Source organism: Elusimicrobiota bacterium, from assembly GCA_016182905.1.
Taxonomy (GTDB): Bacteria; Elusimicrobiota; Elusimicrobia; order UBA1565; family UBA9628; genus GWA2-66-18.
On the sequence record JACPFR010000062.1, the window covers coordinates 24,851 to 38,633 of the forward strand.

Genomic DNA, 13,783 nt, shown 5'->3' on the forward strand with positions numbered 1-13,783 from the left:
GAAAAGTGAAAATACCGGAATGCCTGTCACCTGATCGCCACCTAATCCAGCACGCGGTCGAGCCAGGCGAGAAGGGGCGGGCGGTATTGGGAGGCGCGGGCGTAGAGGGCCTCGGTGTGGCCCGCGCTGTCGAGCTTCCAGAACTCCTTCGGGCCGGGGGCGAGGTCGAAGAGCCTGCGGCCCTGGGAGTAGGGGACGATGGGGTCGCCGACGGCGTGGATCATGAGCAGGGGCACGGGCTTGCGCCGGGCGACCATACGCTTGGGAGCGAAGCGGTCGCTGATGAGCAGGGCCGATAGGGGATACTGGAACAGCCAGGTCGGCCAGACGCTCCCGAGCTTGAGCCTCGCCGTCTCCCGGTAGGAAGCGAAGGTCGAGTCCAGGATCACGCCGCGCACGCCCTCCCCCCCGTCCCGGTCGAGCGCGGCGAGGGCGAGCGCGCCGCCCAGGCTTTGGCCCAGGACGATCAGCCGCTCGCGGGAGCCTCCCGCGCGTCCGCGCGCCACGCGCAGGGCCGCGACGGAGTCCTCGACCGCGCCGGACAGGGACTTCTTGCCCGCGGAGCCGCCGTAGCCCCGGTAATCGAAGGTGAACACGTCGTAACCCTGGGCCGCCAGCCAGTACACGAACAGGTAATGGCTCGTCATGTTCTCCCCGTTGCCGTGGAAGTGGACGACGACGCCCTTCGACGGGGTCTGGCGGGCGTTGAACCATATGCCGAGAAGTTCGGTGCCGTCCCCGGATTTAAAACGGACCTCCTGCCAGTCCCCCTCCTCGCGGGTGGGAAGATAGCGGTGGACGTGGTCGGGCTGGAGGAAGACGTTCGTGCAGCCCGAGAGCGCCGCCGCCAGCAGGAGAGGGAGTATTCGCATCAGAAGAAGAGAAAGAACATCGCGCCCGCCTCCTCGTGCGGCGTCCGCCGGTCGAGGACGAGCCGGATCTCCGTGTCCCGGGTCAGGCGCACGGAGCTCGTCAGCCGCATTCTTTGGCGCGCCGCGGAGCGCTGCGCGTACTCGATGTACGTCGCCTCGCCGAGCATCCGCCAGCGCGAGGTCAGGTCGACGATCACGCCGGCCGTGCCGCCGGCCCCGGCCCGCCAATCCTGCGCCAGGACCGGCCCGAAGCCGAAGTCGGTCTCGGCCAAAGCGTAATACAGCTCCCGCCGCCATAGGCGGCTCTGCGCGGACAGGCCGCCCCCGGCGTTGAGGTCGTAGTACATGCAGGACGCCCCGGAGCAGCCCAGTTCCTTGGCCTGGTCCACGCCGGTGGACAGCTTCCAGGAGGGTTTGCGCACCCAAGGGTCCCACGGGGACATCGAGACGATGGCGGCGACGTCGAGACGCTCGATGTACGCCTCGCGCGCGTCGTTGTCGAAGCGCAGGCGCAGAGCGCCCATCTCGAGCTGGCTGTCCGGGATGTAGCCCTCGTCGACCGAGGAGAGGTCGTGCAGGGAGGGCCGCCAGGCCAACTCCTCGAACGAGCCCCGGCTCGACGCGCCGCCTCCGAGGCCCAGGCGCGCGGTGTCGTGTCCTGACTCGAGCGGGACCGGCCGCTCGAGCGGCGCCGGGGCCGGCGGCAGGCCGAGGCGGCCCCGCGCCCGCTGCAGGGCGTGGACGGCGTCGACGGTCTCGGCGCTCTGCTCCAAGTAGTAGCCCTTGCGGTAGCGGAGGTAGTCGTTCGCGGACTCCAGGATCAGGGCTTGGCTCGCCTTCGGGAACGCCGTCACGCTCTGGAGGCCCTCCGCGGTGACCTCGCGGCCCAGACGCGTGGCGAGCGCGAGCTCCGCGGCGCCCGCGCGCGCGCGCCGGGCCTTGATCTCGGAGACGAAGGACGGGCGGTACTGCGGCGGGTCCACGAAGCCGGGACGCTCCCGCAGGACGCGGACGGTGTCGGCCGGGATGACGCTCCAGAAGAAGCCCGAGCCGACGTCGAGTGTCTCGTCGGCCGCCTCGAGGAGGGTCAGCAGCTGGTAGGAGCAGTTCTTCGTGAAGAAGTAGTAGTTGAAGTGCGTGCTGCCCATCTCCCAGCCGTGGCGTATCAAGTCGTCGATCTGGGCGGGCGTCAGGTTCAGCCGATAGTCCCAAAGATCGCGCATCTCGAGGCTGCCGTACTCCTGCGTCTTCATGTAGAACGGCAGGAGGGAGTATTCCCCCTTGAACGAGCCGTTGAGGCCCTTGAGGGTGTAGACGAGGGCGTTGCTGGTGTCCGGGGTCGCCGCGAAGTTGATCGTGTAGTCGAGCAGGGCGTCGCCGCCGCCCCGGCGGTGCAGCCGCAGGAAGGTGTGGCCGTACATCGAGGCGGGGTTGTTGAGGAAGGCGCTGGCGAAGACGACCGACACCGCGGACGCGTCGATGGCCCCCCTCCAGGCCTCGAAATCCGGGCAGGCGCGCTCGGGGAGCTTCGCGGGATCGAAGGCCAGCTTCCCCTTGAGCCAATGGTAGCGCGCCGGGAAGCGGCACTGGGGATGCTGGCCCTCGGCCGGCGCGGGCTCGAAGAAAGCGGCGAGATCGGCCTCGAGCTCGGCGCCGGGGTCCGTCCGGCCGTCCGGCGCGAGGAAGAAGCTCCCTCCGTCCGCCTCGCTGCGCCAGCCCTTGCCCTTGGGACGGTAGTGGAGCAGCTTGAGCCATTTTCGCTCGCCGGACAGGCTCAGGCCGCGCGCCCGGGCGGAGAGCTCCTCGCGATAGGAAGGCTCCGCGGCCGAAAGGCCGCGAGGGACGAGGAGCAGGGCGAGCGTCAGGAGGACGCGAGGGGTCGTCACGCGGGAAAAGCGCGGGCGGGACGCCTGGGGCGTCCCGCCCGCGGTCAGTGAGCCGTCTCGCTTAGAGGGTCGCGAGCTTGGGGTTGACGGCCATCTGGGCGCGGAGGTTGCGCAGCATGGTCGCCGAGTCCGTGTTCGCCGTCGGGAACAGGACGTCGTACTTCTCCTGGGTCATCGAGATGAAGGCCTTCTTCGAGGCCTCGTCGTTGGCGCCCATGAGCGAGGCGAAGGCGTTCAGGTACTCGCCGCCGCCCTGAGCCATCTCGGTGGAGAGCTTCTGCAGGTTGACTTCCGCGTAAGCGGCCTGCTTCTTCTCGTTGCGCACCCAGCCGCCCTTGACGCTGCAGCCCGCGGTCTCGGAGCTGATGCCGAAGGTCTGCGTGTACGTCCCGTTGGTCGTCCCGCCGAGCAGGGCAAAGACCTTCTTGTCCAGCTTGCCCGCGAACAGCTCGGTCCCGAGACCACAGCCGATGTTCGGATCGCTGCCGCCGGCCGCGTGCGCCGCGGAAATGAATGACGTCAGAACCAACATCGCCAACAGTGCCTTTTTCATGATTTCTCCTTTTATGCCCGGACGAAGCTCACGGCCGGGTTAAGTCTAGCCCCGGTCCCGCGGCTTGTCAATAGCGGCGGCGTCACTTCTTCTCGGGGGCCTTGGCCGGAGCTTCCTTGGCCTTGAGGACGGACTCGATGTCGAGGGAGACGGCGACTTCGTCGCCGAGCATGAGCCCGCCGGTGTCGAGGGTCTTGTTCCAGACGATGCCGAAGTCCTTGCGGTTGATCGTGCCGGCGGCCGTGAAGCCCGCGCGGGTGTTCCCCCACGGGTCCTTGGTCGTGCCGCCGAGCTCGAGGTCGAGGACGACGGGCTTGGTCACGCCGTGCATGGTCAGCTCGCCGTGCAGCTTGGCCGTCTCGCCCTTGACGTCCGAGACCTTCGTCGACTTGAAGGTCATCTCGGGGTACTTGGCGACGTCGAAGAAGTCCGGGGACTTCAGGTGGCCGTCGCGCTTCTCGTTGTCGGTGTTGATCGTCGCGGGGTCGATCTTCGCGGCGACCTTCCAGGACTCCGGCTTACCGGGCGTGAACTCGATGACGCCGGAGAAGCCCGTGAAGCGGCCGGGGACCTTCCCGACGAGATGCTTGATGCGGAAGCCGACCTGCGAGTGGGCGGAGTCGATCTCGTAGGTTTCGGCGCGGACGGCGGGAGAGAGGACGGCGAGGACGGCGGCGACGACGAGCAGCTTGCGCATGGTATAGCCTCCTGTGCGGATATGGCTATATGTAACAGGTTTGATTACATCTTGTCAAGCCGGGCGCCGGCGGGAAAGGAGCCGCGCGCCGGCGCGCAGGGCGAAGCCCGCCGCGAGCACGGCCGCCGAGGCCGCGACCTGCAGCCAGCCGCCCTGGGCGCCGAGCCACGCCGTGGCCCCGATGCCCGCGAGCGGCACGAGGGCGCCCGCGGCGAGGCCCAGCCGGCCCCGCGCGCGGCGGGAGCGGCGCGCGAGGACGACGGCGCAGGTGGACAGGAACTGCGCCCCGATGACGACGTTCGAGAAATCCACGAGGCCTTCGAAGTCGAGCAGCAACGCGGCCGCCAGCGCCGTGCCGGTGGACCAGAGGATCGAGGCCGAGGGCGTGCCGAAGCGGGGATGGACCGCGGAGAGGACCTTGGGAAGATGCCCCTCCTCGGAGAGAGCCACGAGATAGCGCGGGCCGCCCAGCGCCGAGCCGGCGACGTAGCCGGTCATCGAGATCACCGCCCCGGCGGTCACGAGCGCCCCGCCCCACGGGCCCATCAAGGCGGACGCGGCGTCGGCGAGCGGGCGCTCCGAGGCGGCGAGCCCCGGGACCAAGGCCAGCGCGGCGACCTGGACCAGGATATAGAGGACGGCGGAGCCGCCGAGGGCCGCCAGCACGGCGAAGGGCACGTCGCGCTTGGGGTCTCGGGCCTCGCCCGCGGGCACGGGCACGGTCTCGAAGCCCTGATAGGCGAAATACGCGAGGAAGCAGGCGGCCCCGAGAGGCTCCCCCCAGCCCTGCGGCGGCGCCTGCGGACGCCACGCCGGCAGGGCGTGCAGGCCGGCCAGCGCGATCAGCGCGATCGGGATGAGCTTGGCGACGGTGAAGAAATCCGTGGTCCACGCCCCGAGGCGCACGCCGCGCCAGTTCAGCGCGCCGAAGCCGCCGATGGCGAGGCAGGCGACGGTCTTTCCGATATACGGGCGCTCCGCCGCCCACGGCAGGTACGACGCGATGCCGTTGGCCACGGCGGCCCAGCTCACGACCATCGTGATCCAGCACAGCCAGCCGATGGCGAAGCCCCAATCCGGGCCGAACTCCGCGTGGGCGTACAGCGCCGGCCCGCCGGCGCGGTCGTGCTCCGCGGAGGCCTCCGCGAAGCACAGCGCCACGGGCGCCAGGAGCAGGGCGGTCAGCGCGTAGGCGAGCGGGGAGGCCGAGCCGAGGTGGCCGGCCAGGCGCCCGGGGAACAGGAACACGCTCGAGCCGACCACGGCGTTGATCCCGAGGCACAGCAGGTCGAAACGGGTGAGCAGGCGATGGGGAGGCGGCGTCACGGCTTCGTCTCGAGGGTCAGGAGGATCTTCGTGCCGACGAAACTCCGGCTGTAAAGGCGGGCCGCCACGGCCCGCGGCAGGGAGAGGCACAGGTGCGGGAAGGCCTCGTGCTCGGCCTCCTTCAGCGGCGGGCCGTGCAGCACGAGCCCCTCCTTCGTGAACAGGACGAACTCCCCGAGCGCGCTCGCGCGCAGCGAGGTGCCGACCTGCGGCGGCTCCCATTGGAGCTGGCCGCCGACCTGGTCGGACTTCGGCCGCTCGGTGCTCGCGAAGCGCTCCTTGCTGACGATCGCCGCGCTCCTCGGCGGCGGGCGCGTCTCCCCGCCGACGGCCCGCGGGCGCGCGCCGGCGAGCGGGAGGCTCTCGGCGATCTGGTCGCCGAGCATGAGATGGATCCTGTCGGCTCCGTCTTCGACGCGGACCCAGAGGCTCATGATCTCGAGCTGCTTCTCGAGCAGGCGCTTCTCCTCGGAGAGCGCGAGCCCTCCCTCGAACAGGGCCTTGCGCGAGCGGGACAAGGTCGCCGCGCTCGCCTTGGCGCGCGCGAAATCGCGGGACGCGAGGGCGCTCAGGGCCCGGCGCTCGGCCAGGTCCAGGTCGAGGTCCTCGCGCGCGACCGCGAGGGCGGCGCGCTCGTCGGCGGCGCGCGCCGCGCTCTCCGACACCCAGCGCCCCGTCAGCCAGAGGCAGCCGATGATCGCGGCGCCGGCGGCGGAAAGCCCGAGGGCTCCGACGCGGCGGTCGAGGCTGTCGAGACGGCGCGCCAGCGTCATGCTCATTCGAAGATCCACACCTTCGTCCCGTTCGGCACGGACGCGTACAGCTTCTCGAGGTCCGCGGCGCCGACGCGCACGCAGCCGTGCGAGGCCGGGCGCCCGAGCAGCTCCTCGCGCTTGGTGCCGTGGATCAGGTAGCCGTCGCCGAGGTTCATGACGAAGCCCCCGAGCTCGCCGGACACCATGCGGGACGGGTCCCCGGGAGGAGGCACCGGCTCGCCCGCCTCCACGTAGGCCCAGTCCGGCTTGCGCCACTGGGGATTGACCGCCTTGCCGATGACGCGGAACTCCCCGCGCGGCGTCACGAACTCCCACTTCCGTCCGCTCTTGGCGTCCTTGAGGACGCCGCCGCGGCCCACGGAGACGTCGGCCTGCCAAAGGAGCTGAGCTCCTTTCTTGACATAGAGCTTGTTGGCCTTCGCGTCGATGACCAAGTGCAGGGCGCCCTTCAGGCGCTTGGCGACCTTCGCGCGCAGCAGGCCGACCTCGCCCTCGATGGCCTTCTGGGTCCGCAGGTAGCCCTTGTCCTCGGGGAGTATGTTCGGGATGTCCTGGAGGAAGCGCGCGTCGCCCGCCCGCTCGCCGGCCTCGCGCGCCAGGGCCCGAAGGCTGCGCGCGCCCTCGTCGAGCGCGCGGGCCTCGTCCTCGAGGCGGCCCGCCTCGCGGGACAGCGCGGCCCCGTCCCGGGAGATCGCGCAGGCCCGCCAGCCGAACGCCGCGGTCCACAGCGCGAGCGCCAGGGGATAGACCGTCCGCCCGAACGGGTTCTCGCTCACGGGAGCGGGATCTCGTCGACGGGGTCGTCGGGGCGGGCGGCCCTCGCGGGGCGGCGCTCGCTGGCCAGGGGCGCGAGCGCGCGGGAGGCGGCGTCGGCGATCTCGGCGGCGTCCGCGAACGCCTCGCCGCGCGGATGGGCGACGGCGCGGAGGACCGCGTCCCCGGTCCGCGCGTCGAGCGCGGAGACCTCGAGCCCGCGCCAGGCCGGGTCCAGGGAGAGGAAGGCGACCGCGTCGGCGCCGGTCGCGCGGCGGATCTCGTCGAGCAGGCGCGGGTTGCGGGCCGCCTCGAGGCCGATCGCCGAGCCGGCCAGGACGCTGTCGGACTCCTCGAGAGCGGAGGCGGTCAGGCCCAGGGACTCGAGGCGACGCACGAGGGCCCGGGAGATCTCGACGCCCTTGCCGCGGGCCCCGCGCGTCGCGGCGACGGCCACCGTCCGGGCCCGGAACGAGGGAGCGCGGGACAAGGTCTCCTGGCGCTCGGCGCCGCCGCACGCGGCGAGCAGGAGGAGCGCCGGCAGGAGGCGCCGCACCGGCGGCCTACCAGCCGTCGTTGTCGAAATCGTCGTCGTTCTTCCCCTTCTTCCCGCCCTTGCCGCCGAAGCCGCCCTTCTTCTCGAAGCCCTCGCCGCCGCGGCCCTTCTTCTTGTTGTCGTAGCGGTTCTTGCGGTCGGAGAAGGCCTTGCTGTCGGCGCCGAAGTTGGGGTTGCGCTCGCCGAAGCCGCCGGAGGGCCGGGGGGCGCCGCCGCCGGGCGCGCCGCCGCCGAAGGCGGGGCGGGGCGGGTAGCCGCCGGCCGGGCGCGGCTCCATCGGGCGCGCCTCGTTGACCATGATGCGGCGGGTGCCGAGGGTGAAGTTGTTGTACTTCAGGAGAGCGGCCTGGGCCTGCTCGTCCGTGGACATCTCGACGAATCCGAAGCCCTTGGAGCGGTTGGTCATCTTGTCGATGATCACCTTCGCGCTCACCACGGTCCCGCACGCGCCGAACAGCTCCTTCAACTGAGCGTCGTTCGTCTCGTACGGAAGGCCTCCCACGAACAGCTTCTTACCCATTATCGGTTACTCTCCTTGCGTTTTTACCGTCGATAAATTATACACCATAAGGCGCCGCCCGTCGTGAAGGGCGCCCGCGGGCGGCGGCGCGGCCTCGTGCATGCGTGGTTCGGACGCTCATCACCGCGGCGAGCCCATCCGGGACGCTTACTTCGGGCTCATGAGCCCCGGGACGACGGGGTTCTGCTTGCCGAAGACGCCGAGGACGGCGGGGTCGTCCTTCGGGGCCTTCGCGACGAAGCCGCGCAGCTCCTCGGGCACGAGCTCGGGCTTCTCGAAGACGGCGTGCTCATGGGTGAGCTGGGAGTCGAGGGAGGTCTGGTCCATCGCGACGGAGGCCGAGGGCACCATGCGGATGGTGTCCCACGGGCAGTCCTTCGCGCAGAGCTGGCAGCCGATGCAGATGTCGTAGTTGACGTAGACGCCCTTGGCCGCGGGCTCGTCGTCGCCGAACTTCTCGATGCAGGACGGGACGGGGCAGACGGCGATGCAGACCTCGCAGCCGGTGCAGGCGTCGAGGTTGATGAGCGCCTTGATCCGGGCTTTGGACGCGCCTTTGACGAGGGCGGCGCGGCGCGAGTCGTTCTGGGGAGCGGGCATTTAGACGGCCTCCAGGATGGCTTCGGCGTGGCCTGAGACGGACACCTTGCGCGCGGCCTGCAGGATCCGGCCGGTCGGCCCGATCACGAAGGTCGAGCGCACGACGCCCATGAACTTGCGGCCGTAGAGGGACTTCTCCTGCCAGACGCCGTAGGCCTGGCAGATCTCCTTGTCCTCGTCGGCGAGGAGCGGGAACGGCAGGCCGTGCTTGGCCTTGAAGCCGGCGTGGGACTTCGCCGAGTCGGGGCTGACGCCGAGGATGCGCGCGCCTTTCTTGACGAAGGAGTCGTAGCGGTCGCGGAAGTCGCAGGCCTCGGTCGTGCAGCCGGAGGTGTTGTCCTTCGGGTAGAAATAGAGGACGACGGTCTTGCCCTTGAGCGCCTTGAGGGACCAGGTGCGGCCGGTCTCGTCGGCGGCGGAGAAGTTGGGGGCCTTGTCGCCGACGGCGACGGGCTTCGTTTTGCTCTCAGGCACCCGGCCATTGTAACAGGAATCAGCGGGGGCGGTCAACGCCGGACGCCAGCAGGCGGCGCACGGCCTGGCGCAGATCGTCGATGTCGAAGGGCTTGGAGAGGTACTCCGAGCGCGTCTTGGAGAGGAACTCGAGGACGTTGGGATTGAGGATGTCCCCGGTCACGAAGAGAACCTTCGCCGCGGAGGTCCCTCCCCCCGCGACCGTCCTCTTGAAGATGTCCTGGCCCTTCACCTGCTCCATCTCCATGTCGGAGATGATCAGGTCGAACGTCCCGTTCTCCAGGAGCTTCAACGCCTCCACCCCGCCGTGGGCCACCGACACCTCGTCGCCCTCCTCCCGCAGCAGGCGGGAGACGACCTCGACGATGTCCGCCTCGTCGTCGGCGACCAGCACGCGCTTGCCCGGCACGGGCGGCAGGAGCGCGGGCGCCGTCCTGCTGTCGAGACGGGAGAACTCCGCCTCGTTCCCGGCGGGCAGCTCGAGGATGAAAGCGCAGCCCCGCCCGGGCCGGTTCTCGAGCGAGACGTCCCCTCCGTGCCCGCGGGCGATCTGGCGGCAGATCGACAGGCCGAGGCCCGTCCCGCGCCCCGGCTCCTTCGTGGTGAAGAACGGCTGGAACAGCCTCGCCTCCGCCTCGGGAGTCATGCCCGGGCCGTTGTCCTCCACGCGGATGAAGACCCGCCCGCCTTCGGCGCCGGTCCGGAGCAGAAGGCGCTTGCCCTCGGGGTAGCGCACCACGCCCGCCATGGCGTCGCAGGCGTTGTTGATCAGATTGACCAGGATCTGGACGATCTGCTGATAGTCGCCGACGATCAGCGCAGCCTCCGCCGCGAGCTCCTTGATCACGAAGACGTCCTCGGTCTTCAGCAGACGGTACTCCAGGAGCTCGAGCGCCGAGGCGACGGCCCGGTTGAGGTCCACCTTTCCCCGCTCGTGGCGGCTCTGGCGGACGAAGAAGAGCAGGTTGTCGACGACCTTGCGGCAGCGCAGCACGTTCGCGTAGATCTGCTCGAGGTCCCGGCGCAGGGACGGAGGGCAGCCTTCGTGCTTCATGAGCTGGACGTACCCGGAGATCGCGCCGAGCGGGTTGTTGAGCTCGTGCGCCACCGCCGAGATCAGCTGCCCGACCGCCGAGAGCTTCTCGGCCTGGATCAGCTGGGACTGGAGCTCCGTGTTCCGGGCGCGGTTGCGCTCCAGGCGCTCGCCCATCTCGTTGAAGGCCCCGGACAGCGTCCCGAGCTCGTCCGTGCCCGCGTCGCGGATGCGGTGCTCGAGGTCGCCCGCGCCGAAGCGGCGCGCGGCGTCCACGAGCACCGCGATCGGCCGCGTGATCGTGCGCACGAGGAACAGCAGGATGGCGACGAGGCAGACGGTCCCGAAGAGCAAGGTCAGCAGCGCCGCGTTGCGCACGGTCTCGAGCGGCCCGAGGAAATCGTCGAGCGGCGCCTCGACGGTGACGGTCCAGGGACGGTCCCTGAGCGCGCTCCTCGCCGTCAGCAGCTCGAGGCCCCCGTCGATCGGGGGGCGGCCCTCGACCCGCCGCCCGTTCTCGGCCAGGACGAAGGCGCGGCCGCGACGGCCGACGACGAGGCCGCGCAGCTTCTCGCGCAGGCCCGCCAGGTCGTAGACGAGTCCCAACGCTCCCTTGAACGTCCCGCGCTCGTCGAACACGGGCTTGAGGTAATACACGACGGGGCCGGTCCCGGGGCGCTCCTCGATCGACGAGGTCCAAAGCCCGCCCGGGCCGGCGGCGCGCGCCTTCAGGAACGCCGCGTCGCGGGCGCGGCCGCGCTCCGAGGGCGTCATCGGCGGGCCGACGGCCGCGACGACCTTCCCGTTCTCGTCGAGGTAGCAGATGCGCGCGTAGACGCCGGTGCGGGCGGAGAAGTTGTTGAGATAGCGCTCGAGCTCCTTGCGGTAGGCGCCGGCCTCGTCGAGCAGGCCGAACTCCACGTTCCGGTAGTAGTCCGCGATCAGCGGCGTCTCGGCCAAGGTGAGCAGGTCGCGCCGCCGCTGGGCGAGAAGCTCGTCGACGTCGGCGGACAGGCGGCGGGCCAGCGACGCGGTCTCCTTGTCGATCGCCCCGAGGATCTCGCGCCGCGCCAGGTGGTACTGCAGCCACACGATCGCGCTCACCGCCAGGACCACGGGCGGGAGGATCGCGGCGAGCAGCCTCCACGACAGGCGCGACGGGGTGTGAAGTCGGATCATTCGCTAGGCGGCGTAAGATTTAATCCTTCGCATATGTTATCCCTCCACTAGAGACAGGTTCTTCCTTAAGTTCGGGCCAAGAAGTCGTTTCACCCCTTCATAGTCCTCCCCAGCCTGATGCAAGTTCTCCAGGAATGACACGACGACGAGTTCTTGAAGCTTGTCATCAGGTGACGAAACGGCCCGCTCAAGGAAATCCAGGAGTCTAGAGAGGAGTCCGGTGTTGGTCGTGCGGTAAGAATCGATAACGAATCTTGTGACGTCTCCCAGAAAAACATGCGGAAGAGCCTCGCCGTTGTCTTCCAAGTGCTTCTGATAAATACCCCGTGTTTCCGGCGCCGTGGCAAGCAATTCCTGGACAAAATTCTCGTAGGTATTGTTTTGCATGACCTTGCTACCCTGTACGGAAGGTCCGAATAAGTTGAAGCACATCCTCATCTCCACTCTCGCATGCACGCCCATGAAGGTAAATCCGATTCTCATCCAGGCGCGTGATGATCAAAGACACGATACCCTGACGCTCGCCCCACTGGTAGAGAAACTCCGCTTCCAGGCAGAAATCGTTGCAGTATGCCGAACTACCCGCTGATTCCACCCCTTTGGATTTGAGCCATGACTCAAGCGCTGGTTCGATCCGACTCCACAGTTCAGCCGGAGTGGCCACGAGAGATGCTTGAATGGCGAACGTCAGGGCATGAAGGCGTTCCGTGGAAGGACCTGTGCCGGAATGCAGGAGTTTCATTTGGTTCATGTCAGTGATCAGAGGCCCAAGGAACCGCGGGATGCCGTCGTCGGCGCGGTCGCGGAATGCGTTCATGATGGGACTTAGGGTGTGGCTAACGGTCACCGGCTAGTTCCCCTGCAAGGAAATTCCCGTTGATTGCCATTTAAGTGCTGAGATGATTGAAGTTCTCCCTTTTATCGGGCTGCATCAGCGGCGATGACTGCGCGAGCACAGTGTCCATAGAAGCCTTCAATACACTGTTCCTTCTCGCGCTGCTTCCGCGTACTCTTTCAAATCCGGACCGATATTCGGGGTGCGACGGAGATAATCAGATATCATGTCTTCAATCTTCTCGGGGTAGGCATGCTGCCAATGGCCAAGACCATGCAAGGCGAGTTCTTGAACCACCGGCGACGATGACTGGAGTGCGTTCTCAAACAGCGAGAGGAAGGCAATGTCGAGCTCTCTCCTGGCAGGCTCATCGGAAGCGGGATGTGCTGGGAAAATATCCCACCAATCGAGGCCAAGCTTGTCTAGGGGGCTGAGTTTGGTCGCGCGATTGGCGTTGAGATTCCGCCCGCACTTCTTGCCAAAGAAATCGAGCACGCCAGCCAAGCTCTCAATTGCCCGAGCACGTTTATGGACAGGGATGTCTTTATCAAAGAGGAGGAATATTTCGTCGCTCCAGCCCGGATGGACAAATTTCCGAAGTCCCTCTGCAACCTGCTTATCGGAATAGTGCGTCGAGCATCCCTCGAATTCACGGAATAGCTTCGAGATGAAATCGATGCGAGTATTCTTATCCAGAAGCAAGCTGATATCGCTGTCATTCGCCGAAGTCGGCTGAAAGATTCCACGCGACCATGCCTCGAATTTCTCGTTTTTGTCTTCGGATCCAGTCATCGCACTCTTCCTTGAGCCGTTTCGCGCATTGGGATAAGACTTCGAACTCTTCGTCAAACACGCGTCGGTGGTTATCGTCGCCGCCTCGAAAACACTCACCCATCATCAATTTCCTTGCTTGCTGTCACTAGCTGAAGCGGCTTAGACCTTCTTCTGCATACGGAGGCAGATCATTCCATACGTACGTATCGACATCGAAGGAGGCCCCAAGACGCGTGAGCGCAGCCATCGTATCTATCGAAAGTCCGGCAGCGGCCGTGGCGGCATCCGTAAGGAGATCCAAGGAAACATCCATCGTGACATTGAATCGCCGACGATCCAGACTTGATATTTTTTCATCGACCCGCCGCAAGCGGTACAAGAGATCGTTTACATAATCCTCGACATTGTATGAGTACTGTTTGAGTCGTGAATTCAATTTCCAGATGCTGGCCGCGTAGACGCGCGTTTTCTTTACCTTGTATTTGGCATCAGGCGGAATCGGAATCGGAGCTCCCCTGCGATAAGACTCATCCGGCTCCATGCCGAGAATACGGGTGATCTCCGCGGGGTCATCGCCGCCGCGAATGAGAAGCGCGACTCTGATGTAAGGACGTCGTTCATGGGAGCCGGTCATTTAGAGAGCCTCTTTTGAAAAATCACAGGAATATCCCCGTACGCCGAGTGGGGCCTTTACAACCCTTGAATCGGATTGCGATTTCACCATTCTTGCACCTGCACAACTCCCACAACTTGATCTCTGCTTTCCTTCCAAGTTCTTCGTATTTAATGGTGTGAGGATCCAATCCTTTTCGTCTTATCTCATAGAAGTCATCCAACAACTCGCTTGAGCGCGATGAGCGCGCAGGCCATATGAACCAAACCCAAGAAGGTCAAAGCGGATCGCTCGTAGCGAACGACGAGGCGTCGGAAGTTTTGGAGCCACGCGTTA

At 67.1% G+C, this 13,783-nt stretch carries 16 protein-coding genes; all 16 read right to left on the minus strand.

Annotation, left to right across the window (positions count from 1 at the left end):
- Positions 1-41: 41 nt before the first annotated feature.
- Positions 42-872: an alpha/beta hydrolase gene (locus HYV14_18215; protein ID MBI2387926.1), complete on the minus strand. Its 831-nt coding sequence runs from the start codon at positions 870-872 to the stop codon at positions 42-44.
- The gene (locus tag HYV14_18220) at positions 872-2,758 is read right to left on the minus strand and encodes a DUF4105 domain-containing protein (protein ID MBI2387927.1); all 1,887 of its coding nucleotides are present in this window, start codon (positions 2,756-2,758) and stop codon (positions 872-874) included. The genes HYV14_18215 and HYV14_18220 overlap by 1 nt, the downstream gene beginning before the upstream one ends.
- A 61-nt stretch (positions 2,759-2,819) precedes the next feature.
- Positions 2,820-3,311 (minus strand): DUF3015 family protein, encoded by a 492-nt coding sequence (locus HYV14_18225; GenBank protein MBI2387928.1) that lies wholly within the window; start codon positions 3,309-3,311, stop codon positions 2,820-2,822.
- A gap of 82 nt (positions 3,312-3,393) precedes the next feature.
- Entirely contained in the window at positions 3,394-4,008 is a 615-nt protein-coding gene (locus HYV14_18230; GenBank protein MBI2387929.1) for a polyisoprenoid-binding protein, read from the minus strand.
- Positions 4,009-4,062: 54 nt separating this feature from the next.
- Entirely contained in the window at positions 4,063-5,334 is a 1,272-nt protein-coding gene (locus HYV14_18235; protein ID MBI2387930.1) for an amino acid permease, read from the minus strand.
- Positions 5,331-6,113 (minus strand): hypothetical protein, encoded by a 783-nt coding sequence (locus tag HYV14_18240; GenBank protein ID MBI2387931.1) that lies wholly within the window; start codon positions 6,111-6,113, stop codon positions 5,331-5,333. The genes HYV14_18235 and HYV14_18240 overlap by 4 nt, the downstream gene beginning before the upstream one ends.
- Positions 6,110-6,886 (minus strand): L,D-transpeptidase, encoded by a 777-nt coding sequence (locus tag HYV14_18245; protein MBI2387932.1) that lies wholly within the window; start codon positions 6,884-6,886, stop codon positions 6,110-6,112. Before HYV14_18245 ends, HYV14_18240 begins: the two co-directional genes overlap by 4 nt.
- Positions 6,883-7,419, minus strand: a complete 537-nt coding sequence (locus tag HYV14_18250; GenBank protein ID MBI2387933.1) for a hypothetical protein — start codon at positions 7,417-7,419, stop codon at positions 6,883-6,885. The genes HYV14_18245 and HYV14_18250 overlap by 4 nt, the downstream gene beginning before the upstream one ends.
- A gap of 7 nt (positions 7,420-7,426) precedes the next feature.
- A complete protein-coding gene (locus HYV14_18255; GenBank protein ID MBI2387934.1) occupies positions 7,427-7,939 on the minus strand; it encodes an RNA-binding protein in 513 nt (170 codons plus the stop codon).
- A gap of 147 nt (positions 7,940-8,086) precedes the next feature.
- Positions 8,087-8,539 carry a 4Fe-4S dicluster domain-containing protein gene (locus HYV14_18260; GenBank protein MBI2387935.1) on the minus strand — a complete coding sequence of 151 codons (453 nt, stop codon included), beginning with the start codon at positions 8,537-8,539 and terminating at the stop codon, positions 8,087-8,089.
- On the minus strand, positions 8,540-9,013 hold the full coding sequence (locus HYV14_18265) for a peroxiredoxin (protein ID MBI2387936.1): 474 nt from the start codon (positions 9,011-9,013) through the stop codon (positions 8,540-8,542).
- A 19-nt stretch (positions 9,014-9,032) separates the two neighbouring features.
- A complete protein-coding gene (locus HYV14_18270) occupies positions 9,033-11,225 on the minus strand; it encodes a response regulator (GenBank protein MBI2387937.1) in 2,193 nt (730 codons plus the stop codon).
- A gap of 36 nt (positions 11,226-11,261) precedes the next feature.
- Positions 11,262-11,612, minus strand: a complete 351-nt coding sequence (locus tag HYV14_18275; GenBank protein ID MBI2387938.1) for a hypothetical protein — start codon at positions 11,610-11,612, stop codon at positions 11,262-11,264.
- Positions 11,613-11,619: 7 nt separating this feature from the next.
- On the minus strand, positions 11,620-12,042 hold the full coding sequence (locus HYV14_18280) for a hypothetical protein (protein MBI2387939.1): 423 nt from the start codon (positions 12,040-12,042) through the stop codon (positions 11,620-11,622).
- 156 nt (positions 12,043-12,198) lie between these two features.
- Positions 12,199-12,852, minus strand: coding sequence for a hypothetical protein (locus HYV14_18285; GenBank protein ID MBI2387940.1), 654 nt, complete (start codon positions 12,850-12,852; stop codon positions 12,199-12,201).
- A gap of 127 nt (positions 12,853-12,979) precedes the next feature.
- On the minus strand, positions 12,980-13,468 hold the full coding sequence (locus tag HYV14_18290; GenBank protein MBI2387941.1) for a DUF4279 domain-containing protein: 489 nt from the start codon (positions 13,466-13,468) through the stop codon (positions 12,980-12,982).
- Between the last annotated feature and the right edge of the window lie 315 nt (positions 13,469-13,783).

What these genes read in the sequence shown, in the direction of transcription:
- HYV14_18215 (MBI2387926.1), bottom strand. Translation starts at nt 872, where the DNA reads ATGCGAATACTCCCTCTCCTGCTGGCGGCGGCGCTCTCGGGCTGCACG.
- HYV14_18225 (MBI2387928.1), bottom strand. Translation starts at nt 3,311, where the DNA reads ATGAAAAAGGCACTGTTGGCGATGTTGGTTCTGACGTCATTCATTTCC.
- HYV14_18230 (MBI2387929.1), bottom strand. Translation starts at nt 4,008, where the DNA reads ATGCGCAAGCTGCTCGTCGTCGCCGCCGTCCTCGCCGTCCTCTCTCCC.
- HYV14_18240 (MBI2387931.1), bottom strand. Translation starts at nt 6,113, where the DNA reads ATGAGCATGACGCTGGCGCGCCGTCTCGACAGCCTCGACCGCCGCGTC.
- HYV14_18255 (MBI2387934.1), bottom strand. Translation starts at nt 7,939, where the DNA reads ATGGGTAAGAAGCTGTTCGTGGGAGGCCTTCCGTACGAGACGAACGAC.
- HYV14_18260 (MBI2387935.1), bottom strand. Translation starts at nt 8,539, where the DNA reads ATGCCCGCTCCCCAGAACGACTCGCGCCGCGCCGCCCTCGTCAAAGGC.
- HYV14_18270 (MBI2387937.1), bottom strand. Translation starts at nt 11,225, where the DNA reads ATGATCCGACTTCACACCCCGTCGCGCCTGTCGTGGAGGCTGCTCGCC.
- HYV14_18275 (MBI2387938.1), bottom strand. Translation starts at nt 11,612, where the DNA reads ATGCAAAACAATACCTACGAGAATTTTGTCCAGGAATTGCTTGCCACG.
- HYV14_18280 (MBI2387939.1), bottom strand. Translation starts at nt 12,042, where the DNA reads ATGAACGCATTCCGCGACCGCGCCGACGACGGCATCCCGCGGTTCCTT.
- HYV14_18285 (MBI2387940.1), bottom strand. Translation starts at nt 12,852, where the DNA reads ATGACTGGATCCGAAGACAAAAACGAGAAATTCGAGGCATGGTCGCGT.
- HYV14_18290 (MBI2387941.1), bottom strand. Translation starts at nt 13,468, where the DNA reads ATGACCGGCTCCCATGAACGACGTCCTTACATCAGAGTCGCGCTTCTC.